A 24,843-nucleotide genomic window follows, 5' to 3' on the forward strand; every position below is an offset into this window, starting at 1 on the left:
AAGCCAACTCTTTATATCGCATTAGCTCTCCCATGTGCGTTGAAATAGATCGAAGAAAGTAATTTGTGTTTTGAAGCATATCATCTTTTTGTAAAGAACGTATGGATTTCGATTTAAAACCTCCACTTCCAACTATAAGTACACCTTTTCCGAATCTAATACAATAGAGGCGAAGGTTGCTATTAGGTTTGTCGTAAAGAGCTCTCCTGGTTTTCCTTCTTTTGTTTTAAAGAAATACTCCTCTGCTCCCTATCGATTTTAAACGTTTTAGTATATCAATGGTTTCATTTTTAAACTTTTACGTAAATTCTTCTAAAAATAATTCCAGTAGACTATCTTTTAGAAAATCATCATTTTCATCTGCAAGAATGATCGAGTAGATTGATGCTTTTTTCCCACTGAGCAATTTAATTTTAACGAGTTTGCATTTCATTTTGATATTGTACAAATGTAGATAATTTCACTTAAAAGTGAAATTAAAAATCAAAATTTGAACTTTATTAACTACTTAATGAGTTGGTAGGAGGTTCAAAATTATAAAATTAAGCAGATACATGCGTCATTTTTCGAAAATGTAGGAATAGTTTTGGATTCTGCAATATGCCTCTCAAATATCTATAAACTAATTAGATTAAGGGAATTCAGAGATTTGTTTGCATATTATATAGTTTCGCTGATAATATCCCACTTTATGATTCGAAAGTCGATATTATTATAACTTAAGTGGTGTTGTGAGCCAATCAAAACCTGCTGTAGAAGCGGGTTTATTTCTGAATTTCGGAATGAAACTTTATTCATGTTTAAAATATTTTTTTCCAAATGAAATGCCACCTGTATAATTTGCACTTGAGAAATTATTCTAAAGAGAATTGCGCAAAAAAATAGTATATCCACCTTTTCAAATTTAGGGATAGTATATGTAGTTGAACTATATTTGGCCGTGGAGATTGGATAGCCTTGAGGAATAAAGAGGCATGAAGATAATCGAATTAAAATGAAAAAAACATGAAACTCGCCATAATTGCACACGATGGAAAAAAAGCCGAAATGGTTCGTTTTCTAACAGATCATCATGAATTTTTACAACGCAACGATGTACAACTGGTAGCTACAGGTACCACCGGAATGCACGTAGAGCGCGCAGGACTCGACGTGCAAAAAGTAGCTTCAGGGCCGCGTGGTGGCGATGCGCAAATAGCGGCAATGGTTACAGAAGGTGCCATAACAGCAGTGTTCTTTTTTCGTGATCCCCTTGATCGACACCCCCATGAGCCCGATATTGCCATGCTTATGCGGATATGTGATGTGCATAATGTACCTTTGGCAACCAACCCGGCCACGGCCGAATTGATAATAAAAGGATTTGAACAACCGTAAAAATAGTTAAGATGAATAAGAAATTTCGTTCAGGAGTGCTTCATGGTCAAGAAGTTACCGATCTGCTAAATTATGCCAACCAAAATGATTTTGCACTGCCCGCCGTTAATGTCATTGGAACCAATTCTGTAAATGCTGTTTTGGAAACTGCCCGCGACCTCAACTCACCGGTTATGATTCAATTTTCGAATGGAGGTGCACACTTTTTTGCCGGAAAAGGCCTTAGCAATGAAAACCAAAAAGCCGCTGTAGCAGGCGGTGTGAGCGGTGCGCTTCACGTACACGAAATGGCAAAAGCATACGGTGTGCCAGTAGTATTGCATACAGATCATGCTGCCAAAAAACTCCTTCCGTGGATTGACGGATTACTCGATGCCGGCGAAGCTTATTACAAGAAAAACGGCCAGCCGCTTTACAGCTCGCACATGCTTGATCTTAGCGAAGAGCCCATTGAAGAAAACATTGAAACCAGTGCACGCTATTTTGAACGCATGAACAAAATGGGCATGACTCTAGAAATAGAACTTGGTGTAACAGGCGGTGAAGAAGATGGCGTGGACAATTCAGATGTGGATAGCTCAAAGCTTTATACACAGCCCGAAGAAGTGGCTTATGCTTACGAAAAGCTAAAAGCTATTTCAGATAATTTTACGATTGCCGCCGCTTTTGGAAATGTACACGGAGTTTACAAACCCGGAAACGTTTCGCTGAAACCCATTATTCTTAAAAATTCGCAAGATTATATTATCAAGAAATTCAATACCGGTGAGCAGCCTGTAAACTTTGTTTTTCACGGTGGTAGCGGTTCTTCGCAAGCCGAAATCCGCGAAGCAATATCTTATGGTGCCATTAAAATGAATATCGATACCGACATGCAATGGGCATATTGGGATGGCGTAAAGAATTACTACAAATCAAATGAAGGATTTTTGCAATCGCAAATCGGAAATCCTGATGGCGATGACAAACCGAATAAGAAATACTACGATCCACGCGTGTGGTTGCGCAAAGGCGAAGAGACTTTTGTTCAACGACTTAAACAAGCCTTTGAAGATTTGAATTGCGTAAATAAAAACGCTTAATCTTCTTCGATTTTTATGCTGCCCAAAGTTTCCTTTGCCGATACGGACTCATATAAGATTTTAAAAGATCATGCCGCGCGCATGAATAATATTTCCATGCGCCAGCTTTTTAAGCAAGATCAAGATAGGTTTAAAAAGCTTACTTCATGCTTTGAAAATATTCTGCTTGATTATAGCAAGAATAAAATAGATGATGCGGTGATGAGCACTCTTACTGATTTGGCAAAAGAGTGCAAACTCAATGAGGCCATTGAAGCAATGTTTTCGGGAGCGGAAATCAATGAAACAGAGGGCAGAGCTGTTTTGCATACGGCACTCCGTACGCAAAGTGATGCCCCAATTATAATTGACGGCGAGAATATTATTCCTGAAATACGTGCGGTTCAAAGCCAAATGAAATCCTTTTCTGAAAAGGTGATTTCTGGGCAGTGGAAAGGATTTACGGGTAAACCAATCCAGCACATTGTAAACATTGGAATTGGCGGATCTGACCTTGGGCCGGTCATGGTTACCGAAGCGCTCAAAGCGTATTCAAATCATCTAAAACTGCACTTTGTAAGCAATGTTGACGCAACGCATATTGCTGAAGCCTTTAAACTTATAGATCCTGAAACCACGCTTTTCATCATTGCTTCCAAAACTTTTACCACACAGGAAACAATGACCAATGCGCACACAGCCCGAAAGTGGTTTTTGGAAAATGGTGGTTCTGAAAAAGATATTGAACAGCATTTCATTGCACTTTCTACCAATGTGGAAGCTGTGCAGAAATTTGGTATTCACCCCGATAACATGTTCCGCTTTTGGGATTGGGTAGGAGGGCGGTATTCGCTTTGGTCGGCTATTGGACTTTCCATTTCGCTGGCTATTGGTTATGATAATTTTTCGGATTTGCTGAAAGGTGCTGCCGCAATGGATACCCATTTTCGCGAAAAGCGCACGGCAAGTATGCCAGCCGTTTTGGCCTTGCTCGGAATCTGGTACAATAATTTTTTCGATGCTCAAAGTCAGGCTATTTTGCCTTACGATCAGTACATGCACAGATTTGCCGCCTATTTTCAGCAGGGCGATATGGAGAGTAATGGAAAGTCTGTTGATAGAAACGGAAAAACAGTCTCTTATCAAACCGGTCCGATTATTTGGGGAGAGCCCGGCACCAATGGGCAGCACGCATTTTATCAGCTTATTCATCAGGGTACGAAGTTCATTCCCTGCGATTTTATTGCACCGGCTCAAAGTCAAAATCCCATCGGCAATCACCACGTAAAGTTAATGGCAAACTTCTTTGCCCAAACAGAAGCTTTAATGAATGGCAAAACATCGGCGGAAGCCAAAACCGACCTTGAAGCAGCAGGAAAATCACCCAAAGAAATAGAAGAGCTATTGCCACACAAGGTTTTTGAGGGTGACAATCCCACAAATTCTATTCTTGTTAAGAAAATAAATCCCCATACCCTCGGTAGCCTTATAGCCATGTACGAACACAAAATTTTCGTGCAGGGTGTTATTTGGAATGTGTACAGCTTTGACCAATGGGGCGTAGAGCTTGGAAAAGTGCTGGCTCAAAAAATTCTTCCAGAACTCGAATCATCCGAGCTGGTAAATTCGCACGATGCGAGTACAAATGGACTTATCAATGCCTTTAAGGCAATGCGCTAAGTATCGTTTATCACCATTTTTGAAACAAGTTTTTTGTTAAGGTCGTATGAAATTGCGAAACCTTGCACGTCGAAAGACAAGCTAAGAAACGAAAAACTAAAACGATGAAAAAAATTTTACTCCCCTTGTTTATGGGTGCGGTGGCTTTTTCTGCCAATGCGCAAATTAGTAATGGTGATTTTGAAAGATGGGACAAAGTGCTTCTATTTCAACATCCTTCCGGGGCTTCAGCAACGATGAGTTCAAATTATGAAACCTATTTTGATAATGGGCTTCTCAATGTTACCAAAGAAGAAGTAAACGGTAATTCCTTTGTGCGAATAGAAAATATTATGGGTACAGAAAATGTACAGCCGGGATTTTTTATTTTTGGGAAAGTTCCTTCTGAGGATATGGTGTTTAGCGCCGGCAATCCAATTTCGGATGTCAATATGACCGGTATATCAATGGACTTAAATTACGATATGCTTGATCGTGAAGGTTTTGTAATTGTGCAATTTAAGAACGGAAATACTCCCGTAGGCGAAGGGAATTATGGCCCGGGAACCTATTTTTTTCCTATTTCGGGAAGTCAGGATTGGAGCAATACTGAATTTTTATTTGACAATCCTATAGATCCGTCAGCAAATACCTGCGTCGTCGCTCTTGCATCTGCAGATCTTATTAATGAGGATTTGCCATTTGCCGAAGGTTCCTTTATGGAGGTTGATAATATCGCTTTTATAGGTTCGGAAAGTACTTTTCAAGGAGGCGACTTTGAATTCTGGTCGTATGTGGAGCCACTATACGTGCCGGGCGATTGCTATGTAGATATACATCCATTCGATCAAAATTACCAGAAATCTCTTGATTCGTATCAAGGTTCATTTGCCCTTAGATTGAATTCAACGTTGCGCAATGATAATGTAGATGTGGGATACGCGCTAATGGGAGAGAAAAATGAAGAAGGTGGGATTGCACCAACTATCGCATTGGGCGATATGACTATTTTATCATTTATGTATTATTATTTAGCACAGGACGATATGGGAGAAGCCAAACTTGTGTTTTACAATGAGTCTAGCGGTAGCTATACACCCGTTTACGAACATAGCATCGAGCTCACATCAAATGAAAACTATCAACTAATTGAATTTCCATTTGGAAATGAATTAGAGGAGCAGGAGATCGTTGCAACTCATATGAGTATTGAATTTAAATCGAGTATTGAGACAGAAAACATAACGGCAATAGACGGCAGTGTTCTTTTACTCGATAACGTTAGCCTTGGTAATGCACTCGGACTAAATCCGGCGATGACTAAACAATCTCTTAGACAGGTGAGGTCGTATCCAAATCCAACTATGGGGAGAGTAGTGTTTAATTTTGGTACAAATAGAGCCGGTTACTATCGTGTTTACAATCAACTTGGTAGCCAGGTTGCTATACGTGAATTTAGTAGTACAAAAGAAGTTGTTTTTGATTTGTATCCTTATCCTTCAGGCGTTTACACCTTTAGGTTTTTCCATAATGCCGGAACAGATTACGCACGCGTAATTCGCGAATAATAAGGCGATTTATCGCAGAAGCTTTCAGGGTTTTCCAAATTATATTGGTCACTGACGGCAACAAGTTTATAGGGAAGAGATCTTTTAGATCTCTTCCCTATTTTTTTATGGCTGCATTATCATTTCTGTTTTTAAGTGTATATATGACACGAAGACATTTTTTTCTATCTTGCCCGCATCTTTTAAAGAGTTAGATTATGCAGCAAAAGCCACGCCTCGGATTTTGGGAAATTTGGAATATGAGTTTTGGATTCCTCGGAATTCAATTTGGTTTTGCACTTCAAAATGCCAATGTAAGTCGCATATTTGAAACACTTGGTGCCAGTAAAGATGCCCTGCCTATTCTTTGGCTCGCTGCGCCCGTAACAGGTTTGCTCGTGCAGCCAATAGTCGGCTATTATAGCGACCGCACCTGGAACAAGCTCGGTAGAAGGAGGCCGTTCTTTCTCGCCGGCGCCATTCTCGCTTCGTTTGCACTTATCGTTATGCCCAATAGTCCCACTCTGTGGATTGCCGCCGGTACGCTTTGGCTCATGGATGGTTCTATCAATATTTCAATGGAACCATTCCGTGCTTTTGTAGGCGACAAATTACCGGATGATCAGCGCACAAAAGGTTTTGCCATGCAGAGCTTTTTTATCGGTACCGGTGCAGTAATCGCTTCGATGCTTCCCTATATTTTTACCAATTGGTTTGGTGTGAGTAATACAGCACCCGAAGGTATTATTCCCGATTCGGTACGTTACTCATTCTATATTGGAGCAGCAGCGTTTCTGGGGGCTGTGATATACACGATTGTTAAAACCAAAGAATATCCGCCGGAAGATATGGAAGCATTTCTGGCAGAGAAAGCTGAAAAGAAAGGAGTGTTTAGTGGATTGAAAGAAGCTTTTCTCGGTATTTTCTCAATGCCAAAAACCATGAAGCAGCTGGCATTCGTTCAGTTCTTTTCCTGGTTTGCGCTTTTCGCCATGTGGATTTATACAACGAGCGGCGTTACCAGTCATATTTATGGAACCGACGATACCACATCGGCATTATATAATGAAGGAGCCGATTGGGTTGGTGTTCTTTTCGCTATTTACAATGGCGTGGCTGCAATTTTTGCTTTTATACTACCTGTATTTGCCAAACTTACCAATCGAAAAATTACCCATTTGGTTTGCCTTTTCGCCGGTGGAATTGGGCTGATTTCCATTTTTTACATAACCGATCCTGCTATGCTTTTTCTTCCAATGATAGGTGTGGGAATAGCCTGGTCAAGTATACTCTCCATGCCTTATGCCATGCTGGCGGGTGCCTTGCCGGCAAATAAAATGGGCTATTATATGGGAGTTTTCAATTTCTTTATCGTCATTCCACAGATTGTGGCTGCAAGTATTTTGGGCTACTTACTCAAAACATTTTTCGGCAATGATTCGATTTATGCTTTGATAATTGGCGGAGTTGCCATGTTTTTAGCGGGCCTTCTTACGCTGCTTGTTAAGGATACGGATTAAACTTTTTGAGTCGCTAGTCTCTAGTCGCTAGTCTCTAGTCGCTAGTCTCTAGTCGCTAGTCTCTAGTCGCTAGTCTCTAGTCGCTAGTCTCTAGTCGCTAGTCACGAGTCGCTAGTCACGAGCCGCCGCTGCGAAGGGTATCCACCCTTCGCCAATTATTGTGATGACGTATTTTGAACATAGTCCGAAAGGACGCCCAGGCTAGCGTCCCGTTGAAAACCCGTAAAAACCAAAGGTTGGGGCTAGGCTGATTTTCTTCTGGCCTCTCGCCAGGCTTTCTGTTTCATAGATGGATTTTGCAAATTCACAGGATGTTTGGATGTGATTTCTAAATGGTTTTAATACCACTAAACCTGGCGAGACACCGGGCAAGGCGTCTCCAACCGGTAAGCTTGGCGACCGCGAAACCAAAAACCAAGCACCAAAAACCAGAAAACCTACCTCACTTCCCAGATAAAAGTCTCAAACGGTGCGATTTCTATTTTGTCGTCAATCGCCTTTTCTTCTCCATTTAAATTCCGAAGGAGGGATTTTCCATCCAGCAATTCTGCATAGTTCGATCTCAAAATAATTCGTTTCTCTTGAGAAGTGTTTACTGCCACCATCACTAAATCGCTGCCGCTGTGACGAAAATAAACGTACAATCCATCAACGGGTATGAATTGTGTGGTTTTACCTTCATAAATGGCAGCATTGGTTTTGCGGAAATCGGAAAGCGATTTTATGTAGTCGTAAATTTCATTTTCAACTTCTGATCGACCTTGTGGTGTAAACTTATTGAGTGAGTCGCCCTGCCAGCCACCCATAAAATCTTCACGTATTTTGCCGTGTCCTTCTGTTTCGCGCATCAGTGTTTCGGTGCCGTAATAAATGCTTGGAATGCCCCGCATGGTAAACATCAGCGCAAGACCCATTTTCATTTTGCGGATATCGCCATTTACATATCCAAAAAACCGCGCCAAATCGTGGTTATCCAAAAAGGTGACCATGTTTTCAGGCTGTTCGTAAATGTAGTCTGCGGCAAGCGTGTAGTACAGCTTACTTATACCTTCAGTCCAGTTTTGCTCTTTGGTAAGCGCGTCATTAATGGCGTAGTATAACTGAAAATCGGTTAACCCATCCAGGGAATTTTCTTCCGGAGCCAATCCATTTCCTATAAACCAGCCCTGAACTGTCGAGCCGTGCACCCACGTTTCTGCAAAGAGAAAAATATCCGGAAAATCCTCTTTTACCTGCTTAGCCCATTCGCGCATAAAATCTTGGTCGGGATAGGCGTAAGTATCAATCCGTAAGGCATCAATTTGGTACTTTTCAATCCACCAAAGCGTTTGCTGAATCAGATATTTTGCCAGAGTCTCATTTTTTTGATTCAAATCGGGCATGTGTTTGTCAAACCAGCCATCGGTAAAAACGTTTTTTTCATTCGCGGAAGCGTACCTATCCATAAGTAATGGGGCGCGGTAATTCGTGCGGGTATAGGTATTCCAAAAGTGAAACCACGAAGAGTCCGGTAAATCTTTAAACAGGTAATGTTCGTTGCCAATGTGGTTATAAACCACATCTTGAATCAATTTCATACCACGGTTGTGCAGCGAGTCAGAAAGTGCAGCGTAGAGGGCATTTGTACCAAAACGCTTATCAATTTTATAATAATCGGTAAAGGCGTATCCGTGGTAAGATTCCTCGGGTTGGTCATTTTCGAGCAGTGGGTTTGGCCAGAGTGCGGTCATTCCTAATTCTTGTATATAGTTCAGATTATTGATTATTCCCTGTATATCTCCTCCATGTCTTTCGTAGGGTTCGGCTCTGTTTGCGCCTGTTTGGTTCATATCTTCAAAGCTGTCGTTGCCGAGATCGCCATTGGCAAATCTATCGGGTGTAATTAAATAAATCGCATCTTTTTGATCAAGCCCCCGGTTATGGGCTTTTCGTGCATCGAGTCTGTAATCAACTGCAAACTTCCCGGCCTTTCCGCTACTTTCTATTGTTATCGTTTGGGGTTTCGCTTTCGCGGAAATGGACAGGTGGAGAACGACATAATTTTTGCCGGGAAGGATATTCACGCTTTTTAGAGTTACGTTTTCTGAATTATTTTTAATTGAAAACGAATTTGCAGAAACGCCTTTTTGGTGAATAAGAATTTCAAGATTTTCATCGGCCATTCCCACCCACCAGTTTGGAGGGTCGATGTGTTGAAATTGTTTCGATTTGGCTAGTTCGATGTCGCTCTTCTCTGCTCTACACACAAAATTGTCGAATATGAGTAGTGTGAATACAAGGATGAATAAAAACTTATTTGTTTGATATGTAGTCATTTAGGTCTTTTTCGATGATTTGATTGAGCTAAAAATTTTTGATTTGCCTAATTTAGATTAAATTTGTTAGTGTTAAAAGGACAATAAGTCTTTTTCGAAACCTTAAAAAGTAATAAAATGAAGAAAATTTACCTTTTGGCACTCTCTGCTATTTTCGGTGCATCCGCAATGGCACAGGTGAGTGTAACATTTCAAGTGGATATGAACGGACAAACCGTTTCTCCAAACGGAGTTCACGTAGCTGGAGCTTGGCAATTGGAAGCCGGATTTCCTGATGATTGGCAGCCAGGAACTGCTGAAATGACCGATGATAACTTAGATGGAATTTACTCTCTTACAGTAGATGTTCCGCCGGGAACTTACGGCTTTAAATATGTAAATGGTAATGCATGGGGTAGTGACGAAAATGTCCCAGCGATTGCTAGAATCGGTAATGACCGTGGTTTTGCAGTTACAGGTTGGCATGCGGATAACGGCGGTTTAACCTTGCCTGCTGTAATTTATGCAGGTGCAGCGCCTGAAGGAATGATTCCTGTTCGATTGGTTACCAATGTTTCTCAGGTAACCGAAGTTTCTCCTCTTGGTGTTCATGTAGCGGGTGATTTAATTACGCCTACGTGGGAGCCAGAGTATGGAACTGCAATGATGATCAACCCTGATGAGTATGCATATATAACTTATGTTGATGAGCCTGGTACATATGAATATAAATTTTTTAATGGAGATTTTTGGGGCACGGATGAATGGAATGGATTTGGTCAAGATGAATTACCTTTTTGTGCGAATGGCGATTTAAATAGAACCTTAGAAGTCGTAGCAGGTGGGGTGTCAACTCCGGCATATTGCTTCGAAGCTTGCGAAACTTGTGCTGAACCAAATGTAATTCTCACAGTGGATATGAGTAACGAGACTGTTACAAATGGCGAAGTTTTTGCGGCAGGCTCTTTTAATGGATTTTCTGATGAATTAATGACAGACAATGGCGACGGCACTTACACTATTGAGCTGCTTTTGTTACCAGGAATTTATCAATTTAAATTTAAAAATGGAAGTGGAGGTTGGGAAAATGTCCCATCATCATGTCAAGGAGATGGCACAGACAACCGTGATTTTACTGTAGTAGAAGATGAGATTTTTTCTCTTACACGATGCTTTGAGCAATGTGTTGAAGACTGTATTCCATATCCGGATCCATCAGACATTACCTTCCGAGTTAACATGGAAGATGTTGCAGCTATTTCACCCGATGGAGTTTGGGTAATGGGTAGTTTTACAGAACCTGATTGGCAAGGTGGTGCCACTCAAATGACTGATCTTGATGCCGACGGAATTTATGAAGCAACATTCGAAGGTGTTTCTGGTTCAGCTGACATATCTTATAAGTTTGCAAATGGTGATCCAAATGTGGTGGCATCTGAAGAAAACGGAAATTTCGCAGCAGGAGGATGTGGAGTTGCTACTGACATTGGTGGCTTTAACAGAACTCTGGTAAGAACAGGAGAAGCGATGGTACTTGATATTGTATGTTACAACGCCTGTGTTAATTGCAATTTAGTTGGTTTGGAAGAAATTGGTCTTGGAGAAGTAAATCTTTTCCCGAATCCATCGAATGGGGTAACTTACTTAGATGTTCAAAATCCAAACGGATATACCTTAATAATGAGTATTGTAGATATCACGGGTAAAACGGTTCGTGAAAACGTAGTTTTGAATTCAACACGAAACGAAATCAATACTAAAAACCTTAATGCAGGGATTTACTTCCTGAATATTGTAAATGAGCAGAATGAGCGCTCAGTTTACAAGTTGATGGTGAGATAATATTTCCTTTGTTTTTTCTTTACTAAGAAGAGCGATCTGTATACAGGTCGCTCTTTTTTTTAATTCCACAGTTTTTAGATGAATCAATCCCCACTTTCGGGGAATTTTATATTCAGTTTTTAATATTTTACATTCCCCTATTTCATCTATTTTTTAATTTCAGACGACTACGTCAGTCAAATTCTCCTTTTTGAAGCAGTCTGTAAAATATTATTAGTTAGCCTTTTAAATACTGTTTTGATTGAAATATTGAACAGAAATTGGTGCTCCGTCTATTTGTATATTTATTAGGAATACAATTTTCGGTATTGCATTTGCCTAACTAAAACCATATTAACCATCAAAAATAAAATATTATGATTACATGGATTATAGTCTTCGCAGTATTAGCACTCATATTTGCCGTATTAGGCTTTGGAGGAATTGCTAGTGGATTTGCAAGTATTGCAAAAATCATTTTTTACATCTTTCTAGTTGTACTTATAATTACACTTATCTCAAGTGCCTTTTAGGTAATTTAGAAAACCAATAAAACTATTAAACCCTTCTCATCCGAGACATCACTGTCCGGAGGGGAAGGGTTTTTTAAATGGTGTTTTTTTCGAAGATACCTTCGAAAAATATCAAAATTTAAATATGAATTACCTCATCATAAGCTGCTGCAGCGGCTTCCATAATTGCCTCGCTCATAGTAGGGTGAGGGTGAATGGTTTTAATGATTTCGTGTCCTGTAGTTTCAAGTTTTCGGATAGAAACCAATTCGGCAACCATTTCGGTAACATTAGCGCCTATCATATGGCCGCCCAATAGCTCACCGTATTTAGCATCGAAAATAAGCTTTACAAATCCATCGCTGTGGCCGGCTGCTTTCGCTTTTCCGGAAGCTGAAAATGGGAATTTTCCAACTTTTATTTCATGGCCGGCTGCTTTCGCTTCTGCCTCTGTCATACCCACGCTTGCCACTTCGGGCATACAATAGGTACAACTTGGAATGTTGCCATAGTCAATCGGCTCAACTTTCTCGCCTTTAATCTTCTCAACACATAAAATTCCTTCGGCGCTGGCTACGTGTGCCAAAGCCGGCCCCGGAATGCAATCGCCGATGGCGTAGTATCCGGGAATATTGGTTTTATAATATTCGTCAACAGTAATAAAACCACGATCTGTAGCAATGCCCACTTCAGCCAGGCCAATTTTTTCGGTGTTTGGGGTTACGCCTACTGCGCTAAGTACTACATCGCATTCTACTACTTCAGTACCTTTCTTTGTTTTAACGTGTACTTTACAGCCAGTTCCCGAAGTGTCAACTTTATCTACACTGCTGCCAAGCATTATTTTAATGCCATTTTTCTTGAAAGTTCGGGCAAGTTGTTTTGAAACTTCCTCATCTTCGCGCGGCACCACATTGTCTAGAAATTCCACAATGGTTACTTCTGTACCTAAGGTGCTGTAGAAATATGCAAATTCACAACCTATTGCACCACTTCCCATAACAACCATTTTCTTGGGTTGCTTCTCCAGTGACATGGCTTTGCGGTATTCTATTATTTTCTTTCCGTCTAGCTTAATGTTCGGCAATTCTTTGGCGCGAGCTCCGGTTGCAATAATAATGTTTTCGCCTTCTACCGTGCTTTTCTTGCCGTCGTTATCAGTAACTTCAATTTTTTTACCGGGCTTAAGCATTCCTTCGCCCATTATTACATCTACTTTATTCTTTTTCAGAAGAAAAGTAACGCCTTTGTTCATTCCGTCGGCTACGCCGCGGCTGCGTTTGATGATTTCACCAAAATCTGCTTTTGGCGAAGCTATTGAAATGCCGTAATCTGCAGCATGGTTTATATAATCAAAAACATTTGCGCTTTTTATAAGTGCTTTGGTAGGAATACAGCCCCAGTTTAGGCATATACCACCCAATGATTCGCGTTCTATTACAGCGGTTTTGAGTCCAAGCTGGCTTGCGCGAATGGCAGCTACATACCCTCCCGGGCCACTACCTAAAACTATAACGTCGTATTTCATTTCGGTTCTTTTTTTCTCATTATTGCGGTGCGAAATTAAGAATAATCCCGACTTTTAAAGGTGAATACGGCCACGATTCACATCAATTGGGTCAAATGAGATTGTCAAAGAGAGCGGCTATTCGTCAATCTGCCAGCTCTGCGGTTTGATTTCTGACAATTTTATTTTATGCTCAACAATTATTTCCTTTTGGGATGGCATTTTCTGAAATAATTAAATCAAATTTGTTAAGTACCAAATTCTACAAGAATGAACCAAGTAACTTCAAACCTGTCAATTCGCGAAATCCGCGAGTCAGACATATCGCTCATTGCGGACTATTGGTTAAAATCTGATCTTGAATTTCTAAAGAGTCTTGGTGTAGATTTGAAGAAATTACCCGAAAGGGAAGGCCTTACCACCATGCTGAAAAAGCAAATTGCGCTGCCTTATTCAGAAAAACAATCGCTGGCATTAATTTGGGAAAATGATAAAAAACCCATTGGCCATTGCAATGTTAATGGAATTAATTTCGGAAAAGAAGCCACAATGCACCTCCATCTCTGGAATGTTGAGAACAGAAAAAAAGGAATTGGGGTGTGTCTTTTAAAGCAATCTATTCCCTTTTTTTTCGAAAAACTCAATCTGGAAACCCTGTGGTGCGAGCCTTACGCGCATAATCCTGCACCGAATAAAACGCTGATGAAGGCTGGGTTTGAATTTGTAAAACGCTATGTTACAATTCCGGGGTCGCTCAATTTTGAGCAGGAAGTAAATCGGTACCGTTTTCTAATGAGATCTGGAGATGAAAATTGAACTATTTCAGGTGAATTTAAATAAAGCCAATGCCGTAGGTAGATTTGAGACCGGCGTTTAAAATATTCCAACCATCTTATTATATTTGACCCCGCGCAATGAATCCGGTAAATATTCTAAATAGCGATCAGCTCGCCATTACCATCACGCGGCTCTGCCAGCAATTGATAGAAAATCACGGCGATTTTGAAAAAACTGCAATCGTTGGTCTTCAGCCACGTGGAGTTTTTCTTGCCAATCGTATTGTAAAAGTGCTCCACGAGCTTACAGGAGTTTCCAAAATTCGACACGGAGCTCTGGATATTACTTTTCACCGTGACGACTTTCGCCGAAAGGACACACCCGCTATTCCGAGTGAGACCCAAATGAATTTTGATGTTGAAGGACTGAATGTTGTGCTTATTGATGATGTGCTATATACCGGGCGCACAATCAGAGCCGGACTAGATGCCCTTCTCGCGTTTGGAAGGCCAAGCAGGGTAGAACTTCTCGTGCTGATAGACAGAAGGTTTAGCCGCCACTTGCCGGTACAAGCCGATTATAGAGGACGCACCGTAGATGCCATAGCCAGCGAACGTGTATCTGTTGATTGGAAAGAAACCGAAGGAAAAGATCAGGTAACTCTTTACGCCACGAAAAAAGAATTATGAGCAGCTTGAGCGTAAATCACCTATTGGGAATAAAAAATCTTACGCGAGAAGATATTGAGCTCATTTTTGAAACGGCTACTAATTTTAAAGAGGTGATAAACCGTCCGATGAAGAAAGTTCCTTCGCTGCGCGATATTACCATTGCCAATCTCTTTTTTGAAAATTCTACCCGAACCAAATTAAGTTTTGAGCTGGCAGAGAAACGCCTTTCGGCAGATATCATTAATTTTTCGTCTGCATCATCATCAGTTAAAAAAGGAGAAACGCTGATTGACACCGTCAACAATATTCTCTCTATGAAAGTAGATATGGTGGTAATGCGGCATCCCAATCCGGGAGCCCATTATTTCTTATCGCAGCATATCGATGCAAGCATTATAAATGCGGGCGATGGAACCCACGAGCACCCCACCCAGGCTTTGCTCGATGCTTTTTCGATGCGCGAAAAACTGGGAGATCTGCAAGGCAAAAAAGTGGTAATAGTGGGCGATATTATGCATTCGCGGGTTGCTTTAAGCAATATTCTCTGTTTGCAGAAGCTCGGAGCTGAAGTGATGGTTTGCGGGCCGACTACACTTATTCCAAAGTACATCGAATCTTTAGGTGTAAAGGTGGAACATAATTTAAAGAAGGCACTAATCTGGTGCGATGTGGCAAATATTCTCCGCATTCAATTAGAAAGACAGGATATTGCTTATTTCCCTTCGCTTCGCGAATACACGATGATGTACGGAGTAACGATGGAAATTTTAAATTCTTTGAAAAAAGAAATTATTATTATGCACCCCGGGCCTATCAATAGAGGGGTAGAAATATCGAGTGAAGTAGCTGACAGTAAGCAGAGTATTATTCTCCAGCAAGTAGAGAATGGTGTTGCGATACGCATGGCGGTGCTTTATCTTCTTGCAGGAAAAATAGAACGCAATTCATAAATTATTATATTTGACTTCAATCATCACTTAAATATGACCGATAAATTTACAGTAATAGAAGGCGAGCAGTACACAGTTGTTGAATCGCAGGTAGATAAATTAGACTCTTTAAACGCACCAGACATCAAGTCGGAACTGGTATTTTTGATAAAAAGCGGGAAGAAAAATATTATTGTCGACCTGGAAAAAACCAGATACGTAGATTCAAGTGGTTTAAGTGCATTACTCACCGGAAACCGTCTTTGCAAAGACAACAAAGGAAGTTTTGTGATTTGTTGCCTGCAACCCTCAGTCGAAAAACTCGTCCATATATCACAGCTCTCATCTGTTTTTGAAATCACTCCTACGCGCAATGAAGCTATTGATGTGGTAATGATGAACGAAATAGAGCGTGAGCTTGAAGATGAAAAACAAAAAAAGGATCAATGAAAAAACTTTTACTCTTAACCATTTCTCTCGCCACTGCAGCTCTTTCATACAGTCAGTGCACGCCTAATACCGATTTTGGCGACGAGCCTTTTGGTGTTGCGCCAGATACTGTCGTGAATTTTGTGTCCGGATCAGTAAACAACATCTACTCACAACAAATTGATGTTAAGGTTCCCACCGATGGAACCTTTGCTAACGCACCTTTTATTACGGTTGATTCGGCTATGGTAATGGCTATTTCCGGATTACCACCTGGGCTTAGTTTAGATTGTGCAGGCAATACTGTTTCTGAGTGTACTTACCTCGCCGGCACTGAAGGCTGTGCAGTAATTTCCGGAATTCCTACAGCTGCCGGTACTTATGAACTGACTGTTGAATTGTTAGTTTACACCAATTTTAATGCGATTCCATATCCGGTTCCCGGATATCGCATTGTCGTTGATGGTACGATAGGTTTGGAAGAAAATGATAATCTTGCTTTTAAAATGGAAGACATTCGTCCAAATCCCGCGAATTTATCGGCTAGCCTTTTTCTAGAATCAAAGCGAAGCGGGAAGGCAGAGTTTCGGGTGTTCGATCTCGTAGGTAAGGAGGTACATTCCAAAGAATTGGTGGTAGTGCAAGGAAGAAATAAGATCAACTATAATACTTCTCAATTGCCAGAAGGAGTATATATTTATAGACTCGATGCTTTTGGAGAGTCGATGACGAGCCGACTGGTTATTGTGCACTAAGCGTTTTGCTTATCATCACGAGTTTTTCTATAGAATAATTTCAAAGTCTTAGCTTCGTGTTATGAAATTTGAAGTTACTATTTTGGGCTGCGGATCTGCTACACCCACCTTGCGGCATTGGCCTACGTCGCAACTGGTAAATCACGATGAGCACTATTTTCTTTTTGATTGTGGAGAGGGAGCACAGCTTCAATTGCGCAGATACAACATTAAGTTTCAACAGATTAATCATTTGTTTATTACGCACTTACATGGCGATCACTGCTTGGGCTTGCCAGGCTTGCTCAGTACAATGCATTTGCTAGGGCGTACAAAAGATCTGAACATTTATGCCAATGCGGCACTCCAGGAAGCTATAGAAATTCAGCTTCGTGTTTCTTATTCAAGGCTTCGCTTTCAGCTTAAATGGCATCCACTTTCTTATGATGAGCCCCAAATTATAATGGAAAATGCCAAGCTTCAGGTAATGAGCTTTCCGCTAAATCATAGGGTGCCTTGCTGCGGTTTTCGTATTTCTGAAAAGCCAAAACCCAGAAATATGATTCCCCAAATGATCGAGAAATACACTATTCCATTTGTTCGCATTCGGCAAATTAAGGCAGGAGCAGATTATATTCTCGAAGATGGTACCGTGATTCCAAATGCTGATTTAACCTTAGATCCGGCAGAACCAAAATCGTATGCTTTTTGCACCGATACCGCTTTCGCGGAGAAAACAATTGATGCGGTACAGGGAGTTGACTTACTTTACCATGAGGCTACATTTCTTGAAAAAGACAGACAAAGGGCTTACGATACTTTTCACAGCACAGCCAGCGATGCGGCGAGAGTGGCGAATATGGCGGGTGTTGGAAAACTTATACTTGGGCATTTTTCGGCACGATATCACGATCTAAACCCCTTTTTGGAAGAAGCGGAATCTGTTTTTAAACCAGTGGTACTGGCAAATGAAGGATTGTGCTTTAAGGTTTGAATCCTGTGAATAAATTTAACTTTGAATAAACATTCTAAGCATTATCTTTGCTATTTAAAAACAATCTAAATAGCAAGTGATAAAGGAGCGAAAAATTCGTGTAGCTGTTGCCGATAGCAATAAACTAATCATACTTGGTCTGGAGACTGTTCTTGCCAATGTAGCTGATGTAGAACTTGCGGGTCATGCCGAAACCGGAGAAGAACTGCTGACGATGGTAAAGGAAGATCATATTGACATTGTTTTAATGGACTTTACAGCTCCAGGTTACAGCCTTGAATTTATTCCCGAAATTTTTAAAATATCGCCCTGTACACGTGTGGTGGCCATTACACCAGATCAGGAAGGAACCACAATAATTAATGCGCTAAAAGCCGGTGTAACCAGCTATGTAAAAAAGGATTGCGACCTGGATGAAATTATTTCTTCGGTACGCGAAACTGCCAAGGGAACAAAATTTTTCTGTGGCCAAATTCTCGAAACTATACGCCGTGTTGAGATTGATCCGGAAGATGCCGATTATAAAAATTTTAATTGCGAGCCGGTTCATTTATCAGAACGCGAACAAGAAATTATTACGCTTATCGCCGAAGGCCTCACAAATACGACTATCGCCGAGCAATTATTCTTAAGTCCGCATACGGTTAATACCCATCGCAAGAATATAATGCAAAAGCTGGGCGTGAAAAATACGGCTTCTATTGTTATGTATGCTGTAAAAGCCAATCTGGTGAACGTAAATAAATTTCTATTTTCTCGTTAAATCTATTTGCATAGATTTGCCTCTATTATGATTTTAATAGCCGATAGCGGTTCCACCAAGACAGACTGGCGTTTAATAGCCAATAACGGAAAAGTATTTTCGTTTAAAAGTGAAGGTGTAAACCCGTATTTTCACACAAGCACCACTATTACGGAAACCCTTCGAAGGTTTAATCTACAGCCATTTAATCACTCTGATATCGATGAGGTTTATTTTTATGGTGCCGGCTGTAGCTCAGACAGAAATCGCAAAATTATGGAAACGGGCTTTCAGCCAGTGTTTACCACTGCTAAAATTCACATTCTTCACGACTTGCTCGGAGCTGCACGTGCACTTTTTCAAAACGAGTCGGGTATAGCGGCAATTTTGGGAACCGGATCAAACTCATGCCTGTACATCAATGATGAGATTGTATTGGCATTAGGTGGGCAGGGATATATTCTGGGCGATGAGGGGAGTGGCTTGCATTTGGGAAGAAAGGTTGTACGCGATTATATGAATGATCTTATGCCGCCCGATATTCTCAAATTGTTCAATGAGACTTATGCCCTTTCCAAAGACGAAATAAGCTATGCGGTTTATAAAAAGGAGTTCCCTAACCGATTCCTAGCATCTTTTAGCACTTTTGTATGCGATAACATGCGCCACCCGTATATGCAGGCACTGGCCGACGATGCTTTTCTAAAGTTTTTTCAGCGCTATGTATCTCAATACCCTGATTATAAAACCTATCCGCTTAGAATCGTTGGTTCAATCGGATTTTTTTTCAAGGAGCAAATCCAAAAGCAGGCCGATGATTTTGGAATTGTATTGGATAGAATTATCAGAGCTCCAATAGAAGGACTGCTTGAGTACCGCCTCAAAAAGTAAGCGACTGAAACGCTAATAGTTATACTCAAATTGATTCGTGGTAATGTTTCCACAGGCATCTTCCAGTGTTATTTCCAGCGTGTTTTTGCCTTTTTGAAAATTGCTGTCGCCAACCTTTAGATAAATCATTGCATTCTTTGGTTCATACTTTATTAAAACCCATTCACCGTTAAGGTAGCCATTGTAAGTTTTAACACCAGAGCGGTTGTCGCTAATTGTAAACTGCAATTCGGTAGCATTTGTAACCGTTCCCCCTGTTGACCACTTTCTGGCCGAAAGATTTGGGGCGGTAGTATCTGCTACAAGCGTAAACTTGCCGAAATCTTTTGATTCGGCTACGTAATAATCTGCAGTAGCAGTACCTGTAATGTACGAAGTTCGCCCAGCTAAATCGCTGCGCTGTACCAATATTTTGTCCTGGATTTTTTTAGGAATATCTTTCCAGGCAAATTTAATTTCAAAAGCTGACTGAAGCGGAATATTTTCGTTTTGAACGATATAATAAGGTGAGTACGAATCTGTAGATTGCATTTGGCGGCTGAACTGAAACCGAAGATCGTTGTAGAGCGCATTGGCCGGAAAGGTGATCTTCACCTCATCGGCGTACTCAAAATGATTTTCTTGCCCGTATGGAAAGTAAGCATCATAAGGCTCGGGAGCAGGAAGCGAAACCGGTGGCTTTGCGAGTGTGGTAAACTCAAATTCTAATTGAGACTCGTTGCCGTACGCATCGGTTGTGAGATAATTTACCTGATGTTTTCCAGGCTTGGTCTCATTTATTACTCCGTCGCTGGCTGATTTAAAGTCATATATGTCAAGTTTATTTCCCGGTTCTACAAATGATTTATGATAATGCCAATTATTGGTTTTGTACACTTCATAGTCCTTGTAGCTATTAATGTTTCTAACTGTTGAAAAGTCGAGCTCGTCAAAACGTGAGGCGCAAATAAGCTCATCATCAACTTTTAAAGCGAGGGTATAAATTCCACATTTATTTGGATATCCATTTAAAAAATCGAGCGTGTGTAAGGACAGGCCAAAGGCACCATAAACTTTAACATCCTGACCGGCATTTAAATGATATTTTCCAGCATTTCCGTTTACTACAAAGCTTTGTGCCTCGTGTTTGTTGTTTATGAGTGTAGTGTCGGCTAAGGGGTGAAACCTAACTCCGCGGATACGTGGGGCGATATCGTCTTTAATATCAAAACCAAAAAGCAAAGGGTTTTGAGGTCGCTCATTATCTGTTTTGCGAATTTCGAAATGCAGATGCGGGCCCCCACTACCGCCAGAATTTCCGCTTTTGGCGACAATTTCTCCGCGCTTTACCTGAATGGGTGAATCTGGAGTAAAATCTACTGAAAATGATTTGTCAAGATATTGTTGCTTTCGGACAGCTGCCTCTATTTTAGCGGAATAAGATTGTAAATGCCCGTAAACTGTAGTGTATCCGTTCGGATGATCAATGTAAAGCGCCAGCCCGTAACCCCATGGCGAAACATTAATGCGGCTAATTGTACCATCTTCTGCAGCGAGCACATTTTGGCCTTCTACGCCTTGGGTTTTTATGTCAATTCCGGTATGGAAGTGATTGCGACGTAGCTCGGCAAAATTTCCCGAAAGGTATAAGGGGATGTCAAGGGGTGGGCCAAAAGAAGGAAGTGAATCCTTGGGTTGAACTGAAACATTCGCCGTACATACGCACAACTTTGCAGTTGAAAGGCAAACCAAAATGAGTAAAAGGAGCTTTTGCAAGTGTATATTTTTAGAATGACGAATGTAAGAAGGTATAATTTTATTACTTTACACCCCGTTATAAGATGTAAACAAACTTAGGTGCAAATTATTATACAGAACTGCGGTTTTGAATTTTGGAATGTGCGCCTACAAAATTACATTTGTACACTTATTGTATTTTTTGCTATTGAAAATGTATGAGCGAGGTTTCGAAAAGAGTATTGTCTATAAAGGGCAAACTTGAAAAGATTGATAAGCGGTTTGAAAAGTTAAAACAAGAGAACGAAGAGCTTAAACGCGGTAGTTCTGATTTGCAAAGACTGCTTGACGATGAAAAGCGCAAAACACAATCAGTGCAAAATGAATACAATAGATTAAAATTAGCCAAAACGCTGGTGAGCACATCCGGCGATAAGGCTGAAATGAAGTTCAGAGTGAACGAACTGGTGCGGGAGATTGACAAATGCATAGCATTATTAAACAGGTAGAAAATACGCGATGAGCGAACTATCGATAAAAGTAACCATAGCGGGCCGGATATATCCTATCATGGCTAAAGCTGAAGAGGAAGAGATTGTAAGGTCTGCTGCCAAAAGTGTAGATGACAACATTAAGCACTTGCAGGAGAATTATGCCGTAAAAGATAAGCAGGATTTGCTTGCTATGACGGCTCTTCAGATGGCTAAAAAGTTACACGAACAAGATACGAAGCATTCAGAATCTGTTGATACAGACGAGCTGGATGCGATAGAGAAACTGATTGATTCAATGCTATAGCTTTTGTAAATCTTCCAAATCAATATACTGGCGCGAAAGTGCCTTAACAAGTTAAAATTGATATGGAAATAACCGATGTACTAATAGGACTTCTTGCAGGTGTGATAGTGGGCGGGGCAGTAGCCTGGTTTGCACTTAACGCCGTGTTTAACAAGAAGAAAAACTCCATTCTCGAAGAAGCCGAGAAGGAAGGTGAAGCGATTAAAAAAGAAAAAATGCTTCAGGCCAAAGAGAAATTTTATCAGCTGAAAGAAGATCACGAAAAGGTAATTAAAGACCGAAACCGGAAAATTCAAAGTGCAGAAGATCGAATTAAGCAACGCGAAGCTGTTTTGAGCAAAAACTTAGAACACAGCAAGAAAGAAGGTGAAAAGGTGGGCGCAATAAAAGAAAATCTGGAGCGCCAGGTGGAAGTCATTGAAAACAAACAGAAGGAGCTGGAAAAATCGCATTCACAGAATGTAGAGCGATTGGAGAAAATCTCTAATATGAGTGCTGTTGACGCGAAAGCCGAACTAACAAAAGCGCTTAAAGACGAGGCGCGTACGGAGGCTATGAGCCACATTAAGGAAATAATTGATGAGGCAAAGCTCACTGCAGGTTCAGAGGCTAAAAAAGTAATTATTCAGAGCATTCAGCGGCTGGCTACCGAGCATGCTGTAGAAAATTCGGTTTCGGTATTTAATATTGAAAGCGATGAGTTAAAAGGCCGCATTATAGGTCGTGAAGGACGAAACATTCGCGCAATTGAAGCCGCAACGGGGGTTGAAATAATTGTTGACGATACTCCGGAAGCCATTATTTTATCTTGTTTCGATCCCGTACGACGCGAAATAGCGCGCTTGGCATTGCACCAATTGGTTACAGATGGCCGAATTCACCCGGCGCGTATTGAAGAGGTGGTTAAAAAAGTAACCAAGCAAATTGAAGATGAGATAGTTGAAACCGGAAAACGTACTTGTATTGATCTGGGAATTCACGGATTGAATGCGAATCTGGTTCGCATGGTTGGGCGAATGAAATACCGCTCAAGCTATGGTCAAAACCTGCTTCAGCACAGCCGCGAAGTAGCCAACTTAAGTGCTACAATGGCTTCTGAACTTGGATTGAATACAAAGCTCGCTAAAAGAGCCGGATTGCTGCACGATATTGGAAAAGTGCCAGATGATGAGCCGGAATTGCCACACGCACTGTTAGGAATGAAGCTCGCAGAAAAGTTTGGCGAGAAACCCGAAGTGTGCAACGCCATTGGAGCTCACCACGACGAGATAGAAATGACCGGATTGCTTTCGCCAATCATTCAGGTTTGCGATGCTATTTCTGGTGCGAGACCGGGTGCACGTCGCGAAGTGGTAGAATCGTACATTAAGCGACTACGCGATTTGGAAAACATGGCATTGAGCTATCCCGGTGTTACTAAATCGTACGCGATACAAGCCGGTAGAGAATTGCGGGTAATGGTTGAAAGCGATCAGGTAACAGATGATCAGGCAGATACATTAAGCTTTGATCTTTCGCAAAGAATACAAACCGAGATGACTTATCCCGGACAGGTAAAAATTACCGTAATTCGCGAAAAAAGAGCCATTAACTACGCTAAATAAAAGCATGCCCCGCCAATTAAAAAACAGTAAAGTACTCATTACAGGTGGGGCCGGCTTTATAGGTTCCAATCTCTGCGACTCGTTTCTGAAGGCCGGTAATACAGTTGTGTGTTTAGACAACCTTGCTACAGGATCTAAAGAGAATATTTCCCATCTGATTTCAGATGGGAATTTTTCGTTTCTCGCAGGCGATATACGCGATTTTAAAACCTGCAAAAAAGCTATGGAGGGAGTGGATATTGTACTTCATCAGGCAGCTTTGGGAAGTGTACCGCGCAGTATTAACGATCCGCTTACTTCCAATGAAGTTAATATTACGGGCTTTTTGAATATACTTCATGCAGCCAAGGAAGCAGGAGTGAGGCGCTTAGTTTACGCAGCAAGCTCAAGTACTTATGGCGATAGCAAGGCACTGCCCAAAGTAGAAGATCAAATCGGAATGCCGCTCTCGCCTTACGCCGTTACCAAATATGTAAATGAACTTTATGCCCAGGTTTATGGCAATTTGTTCGGCATGGAAATTATCGGGTTGCGCTACTTTAATGTTTTTGGAAAACGCCAAACCCCGGACGGTGCTTATGCCGCTGCCATTCCCAGATTTGTTGAAGCTTTTATAAGGCATCATTCGCCAACCATTCATGGTGATGGCTTGCAAACACGCGATTTTACCTACATAGAAAATGTGGTGCAAATGAATCATCTGGCCGCAACAGTCGAAAATAAAGAAGCACTTAATCAAGTATACAATGTGGCTTATGGCGAGCGTACAACACTGCTTGATTTGATTGAAATTATCCGGGAAGCTTTGGTTCCTTTCGATTCAAAAATTTCAGAAGTAGCCCTAGACTTTGGCCCTTCACGAGCAGGTGATGTGCGCGACTCGCTTGCAGATGTTACAAAGGCAAAAACCCTTTTGGGATACGAACCATCACATTCTTTAAAAGCTGGAATTGTAGAGGCAATAGATTGGTATTGGGATACGTTAAGGAATTAAGCTGTTAATTTAATTCTAATGGCTAACTAAAGTGAAGGCTTTCAATGCAGGGTTTTTAAAAACTGATTTTTCTAAAAATCTGGCGGTCATGTGAGCCGTAAATGCCGCTGTGCAAGCTTTGCGTTCTATTCTCGTTGCATTCTTTTTCTTTTTAAATACTTTTAAATTTTCTCAATTGTTTCAGTGTTTCGAGATGCATGAAATGAAGAGCTTCAGGATGGTAGAAATCAATGTGTATATTCGCCGCTAATTTGGTTTTAGGGCTA

Annotated in this window: 23 protein-coding genes; 19 read left to right on the forward strand and 4 right to left on the reverse strand. The window is 41.0% G+C overall.

Features of this window, described 5'->3' with window-relative positions; all coding sequences use genetic code 11:
• Positions 1-660 precede the first annotated feature (660 nt).
• Positions 661-798 carry a hypothetical protein gene (locus tag G3O08_RS20870; RefSeq protein ID WP_204336764.1) on the reverse strand — a complete coding sequence of 46 codons (138 nt, stop codon included), beginning with the start codon at positions 796-798 and terminating at the stop codon, positions 661-663.
• Between the two features lie 207 nt (positions 799-1,005).
• Here G3O08_RS20870 and G3O08_RS03320 point away from each other — a divergent pair, with 207 nt between their 5' ends.
• From G3O08_RS03320 to G3O08_RS03340, 5 genes are all read left to right on the forward strand, one after another.
• Positions 1,006-1,377 (forward strand): methylglyoxal synthase, encoded by a 372-nt coding sequence (locus G3O08_RS03320; protein ID WP_163283258.1) that lies wholly within the window; start codon positions 1,006-1,008, stop codon positions 1,375-1,377.
• Positions 1,378-1,388: 11 nt separating this feature from the next.
• A complete protein-coding gene (gene fbaA / locus G3O08_RS03325; RefSeq protein WP_163283259.1) occupies positions 1,389-2,459 on the forward strand; it encodes a class II fructose-bisphosphate aldolase in 1,071 nt (356 codons plus the stop codon).
• 15 nt (positions 2,460-2,474) lie between these two features.
• Positions 2,475-4,118, forward strand: a complete 1,644-nt coding sequence (pgi, locus tag G3O08_RS03330) for a glucose-6-phosphate isomerase (RefSeq protein ID WP_163283260.1) — start codon at positions 2,475-2,477, stop codon at positions 4,116-4,118.
• 104 nt (positions 4,119-4,222) lie between these two features.
• Positions 4,223-5,665 carry a T9SS type A sorting domain-containing protein gene (locus G3O08_RS03335; protein WP_163283261.1) on the forward strand — a complete coding sequence of 481 codons (1,443 nt, stop codon included), beginning with the start codon at positions 4,223-4,225 and terminating at the stop codon, positions 5,663-5,665.
• Positions 5,666-5,862: 197 nt separating this feature from the next.
• Positions 5,863-7,164, forward strand: coding sequence for an MFS transporter (locus G3O08_RS03340; RefSeq protein ID WP_239540890.1), 1,302 nt, complete (start codon positions 5,863-5,865; stop codon positions 7,162-7,164).
• Between the two features lie 437 nt (positions 7,165-7,601).
• On the opposite strand, the gene G3O08_RS03345 is transcribed toward G3O08_RS03340, so the two are convergent.
• Positions 7,602-9,479, reverse strand: a complete 1,878-nt coding sequence (locus tag G3O08_RS03345; protein WP_163283262.1) for an alpha-amylase family glycosyl hydrolase — start codon at positions 9,477-9,479, stop codon at positions 7,602-7,604.
• Between the two features lie 117 nt (positions 9,480-9,596).
• On the opposite strand from G3O08_RS03345, the gene G3O08_RS03350 reads away from it, so the two are divergent.
• Both G3O08_RS03350 and G3O08_RS03355 read left to right on the forward strand, forming a co-directional pair.
• Complete coding sequence (locus tag G3O08_RS03350; protein ID WP_163283263.1) at positions 9,597-11,300, forward strand: pullulanase X25 domain-containing protein; 1,704 nt, start codon at positions 9,597-9,599, stop codon at positions 11,298-11,300.
• Positions 11,301-11,656: 356 nt separating this feature from the next.
• Entirely contained in the window at positions 11,657-11,812 is a 156-nt protein-coding gene (locus G3O08_RS03355) for a DUF1328 domain-containing protein (RefSeq protein ID WP_163283264.1), read from the forward strand.
• A 118-nt stretch (positions 11,813-11,930) separates the two neighbouring features.
• Here G3O08_RS03355 and lpdA read toward each other — a convergent pair whose 3' ends face one another.
• The gene (lpdA, locus tag G3O08_RS03360; RefSeq protein WP_163283265.1) at positions 11,931-13,319 is read right to left on the reverse strand and encodes a dihydrolipoyl dehydrogenase; all 1,389 of its coding nucleotides are present in this window, start codon (positions 13,317-13,319) and stop codon (positions 11,931-11,933) included.
• A 249-nt stretch (positions 13,320-13,568) separates the two neighbouring features.
• On the opposite strand from lpdA, the gene G3O08_RS03365 reads away from it, so the two are divergent.
• From G3O08_RS03365 to G3O08_RS03400, 8 genes are all read left to right on the forward strand, one after another.
• Positions 13,569-14,114, forward strand: coding sequence for a GNAT family N-acetyltransferase (locus tag G3O08_RS03365; protein ID WP_163283266.1), 546 nt, complete (start codon positions 13,569-13,571; stop codon positions 14,112-14,114).
• Between the two features lie 98 nt (positions 14,115-14,212).
• Positions 14,213-14,764: a bifunctional pyr operon transcriptional regulator/uracil phosphoribosyltransferase PyrR gene (gene pyrR / locus G3O08_RS03370; protein ID WP_163283267.1), complete on the forward strand. Its 552-nt coding sequence runs from the start codon at positions 14,213-14,215 to the stop codon at positions 14,762-14,764.
• Positions 14,761-15,696, forward strand: coding sequence for an aspartate carbamoyltransferase catalytic subunit (locus tag G3O08_RS03375; protein WP_163283268.1), 936 nt, complete (start codon positions 14,761-14,763; stop codon positions 15,694-15,696). Before pyrR ends, G3O08_RS03375 begins: the two co-directional genes overlap by 4 nt.
• A 33-nt stretch (positions 15,697-15,729) precedes the next feature.
• Positions 15,730-16,125 carry an STAS domain-containing protein gene (locus G3O08_RS03380; protein ID WP_163283269.1) on the forward strand — a complete coding sequence of 132 codons (396 nt, stop codon included), beginning with the start codon at positions 15,730-15,732 and terminating at the stop codon, positions 16,123-16,125.
• Complete coding sequence (locus tag G3O08_RS03385) at positions 16,122-16,859, forward strand: T9SS type A sorting domain-containing protein (RefSeq protein ID WP_163283270.1); 738 nt, start codon at positions 16,122-16,124, stop codon at positions 16,857-16,859. Before G3O08_RS03380 ends, G3O08_RS03385 begins: the two co-directional genes overlap by 4 nt.
• 61 nt (positions 16,860-16,920) lie before the next feature.
• Complete coding sequence (locus G3O08_RS03390) at positions 16,921-17,832, forward strand: ribonuclease Z (RefSeq protein WP_163283271.1); 912 nt, start codon at positions 16,921-16,923, stop codon at positions 17,830-17,832.
• Positions 17,833-17,908: 76 nt separating this feature from the next.
• The gene (locus G3O08_RS21645; RefSeq protein ID WP_163283272.1) at positions 17,909-18,595 is read left to right on the forward strand and encodes a response regulator transcription factor; all 687 of its coding nucleotides are present in this window, start codon (positions 17,909-17,911) and stop codon (positions 18,593-18,595) included.
• 27 nt (positions 18,596-18,622) lie between these two features.
• The gene (locus G3O08_RS03400; protein ID WP_163283273.1) at positions 18,623-19,465 is read left to right on the forward strand and encodes an N-acetylglucosamine kinase; all 843 of its coding nucleotides are present in this window, start codon (positions 18,623-18,625) and stop codon (positions 19,463-19,465) included.
• 12 nt (positions 19,466-19,477) lie between these two features.
• On the opposite strand, the gene G3O08_RS03405 is transcribed toward G3O08_RS03400, so the two are convergent.
• A complete protein-coding gene (locus G3O08_RS03405; RefSeq protein ID WP_163283274.1) occupies positions 19,478-21,220 on the reverse strand; it encodes a M23 family metallopeptidase in 1,743 nt (580 codons plus the stop codon).
• A gap of 179 nt (positions 21,221-21,399) precedes the next feature.
• Between G3O08_RS03405 and G3O08_RS03410 the strand changes: the two genes are divergently transcribed.
• From G3O08_RS03410 to G3O08_RS03425, 4 genes are all read left to right on the forward strand, one after another.
• Complete coding sequence (locus G3O08_RS03410; RefSeq protein WP_163283275.1) at positions 21,400-21,690, forward strand: hypothetical protein; 291 nt, start codon at positions 21,400-21,402, stop codon at positions 21,688-21,690.
• Positions 21,691-21,700: 10 nt separating this feature from the next.
• Positions 21,701-21,979 (forward strand): cell division protein ZapA, encoded by a 279-nt coding sequence (locus tag G3O08_RS03415; RefSeq protein ID WP_163283276.1) that lies wholly within the window; start codon positions 21,701-21,703, stop codon positions 21,977-21,979.
• Positions 21,980-22,041: 62 nt separating this feature from the next.
• The gene (gene rny / locus G3O08_RS03420; protein WP_163283277.1) at positions 22,042-23,583 is read left to right on the forward strand and encodes a ribonuclease Y; all 1,542 of its coding nucleotides are present in this window, start codon (positions 22,042-22,044) and stop codon (positions 23,581-23,583) included.
• Positions 23,584-23,587: 4 nt separating this feature from the next.
• Positions 23,588-24,577 carry an SDR family oxidoreductase gene (locus tag G3O08_RS03425; RefSeq protein ID WP_163283278.1) on the forward strand — a complete coding sequence of 330 codons (990 nt, stop codon included), beginning with the start codon at positions 23,588-23,590 and terminating at the stop codon, positions 24,575-24,577.
• Positions 24,578-24,843 lie beyond the last annotated feature (266 nt).

The organism is Cryomorpha ignava, assembly GCF_010686655.1.
Taxonomy (GTDB): domain Bacteria; phylum Bacteroidota; class Bacteroidia; order Flavobacteriales_D; family Cryomorphaceae; genus Cryomorpha; species Cryomorpha ignava.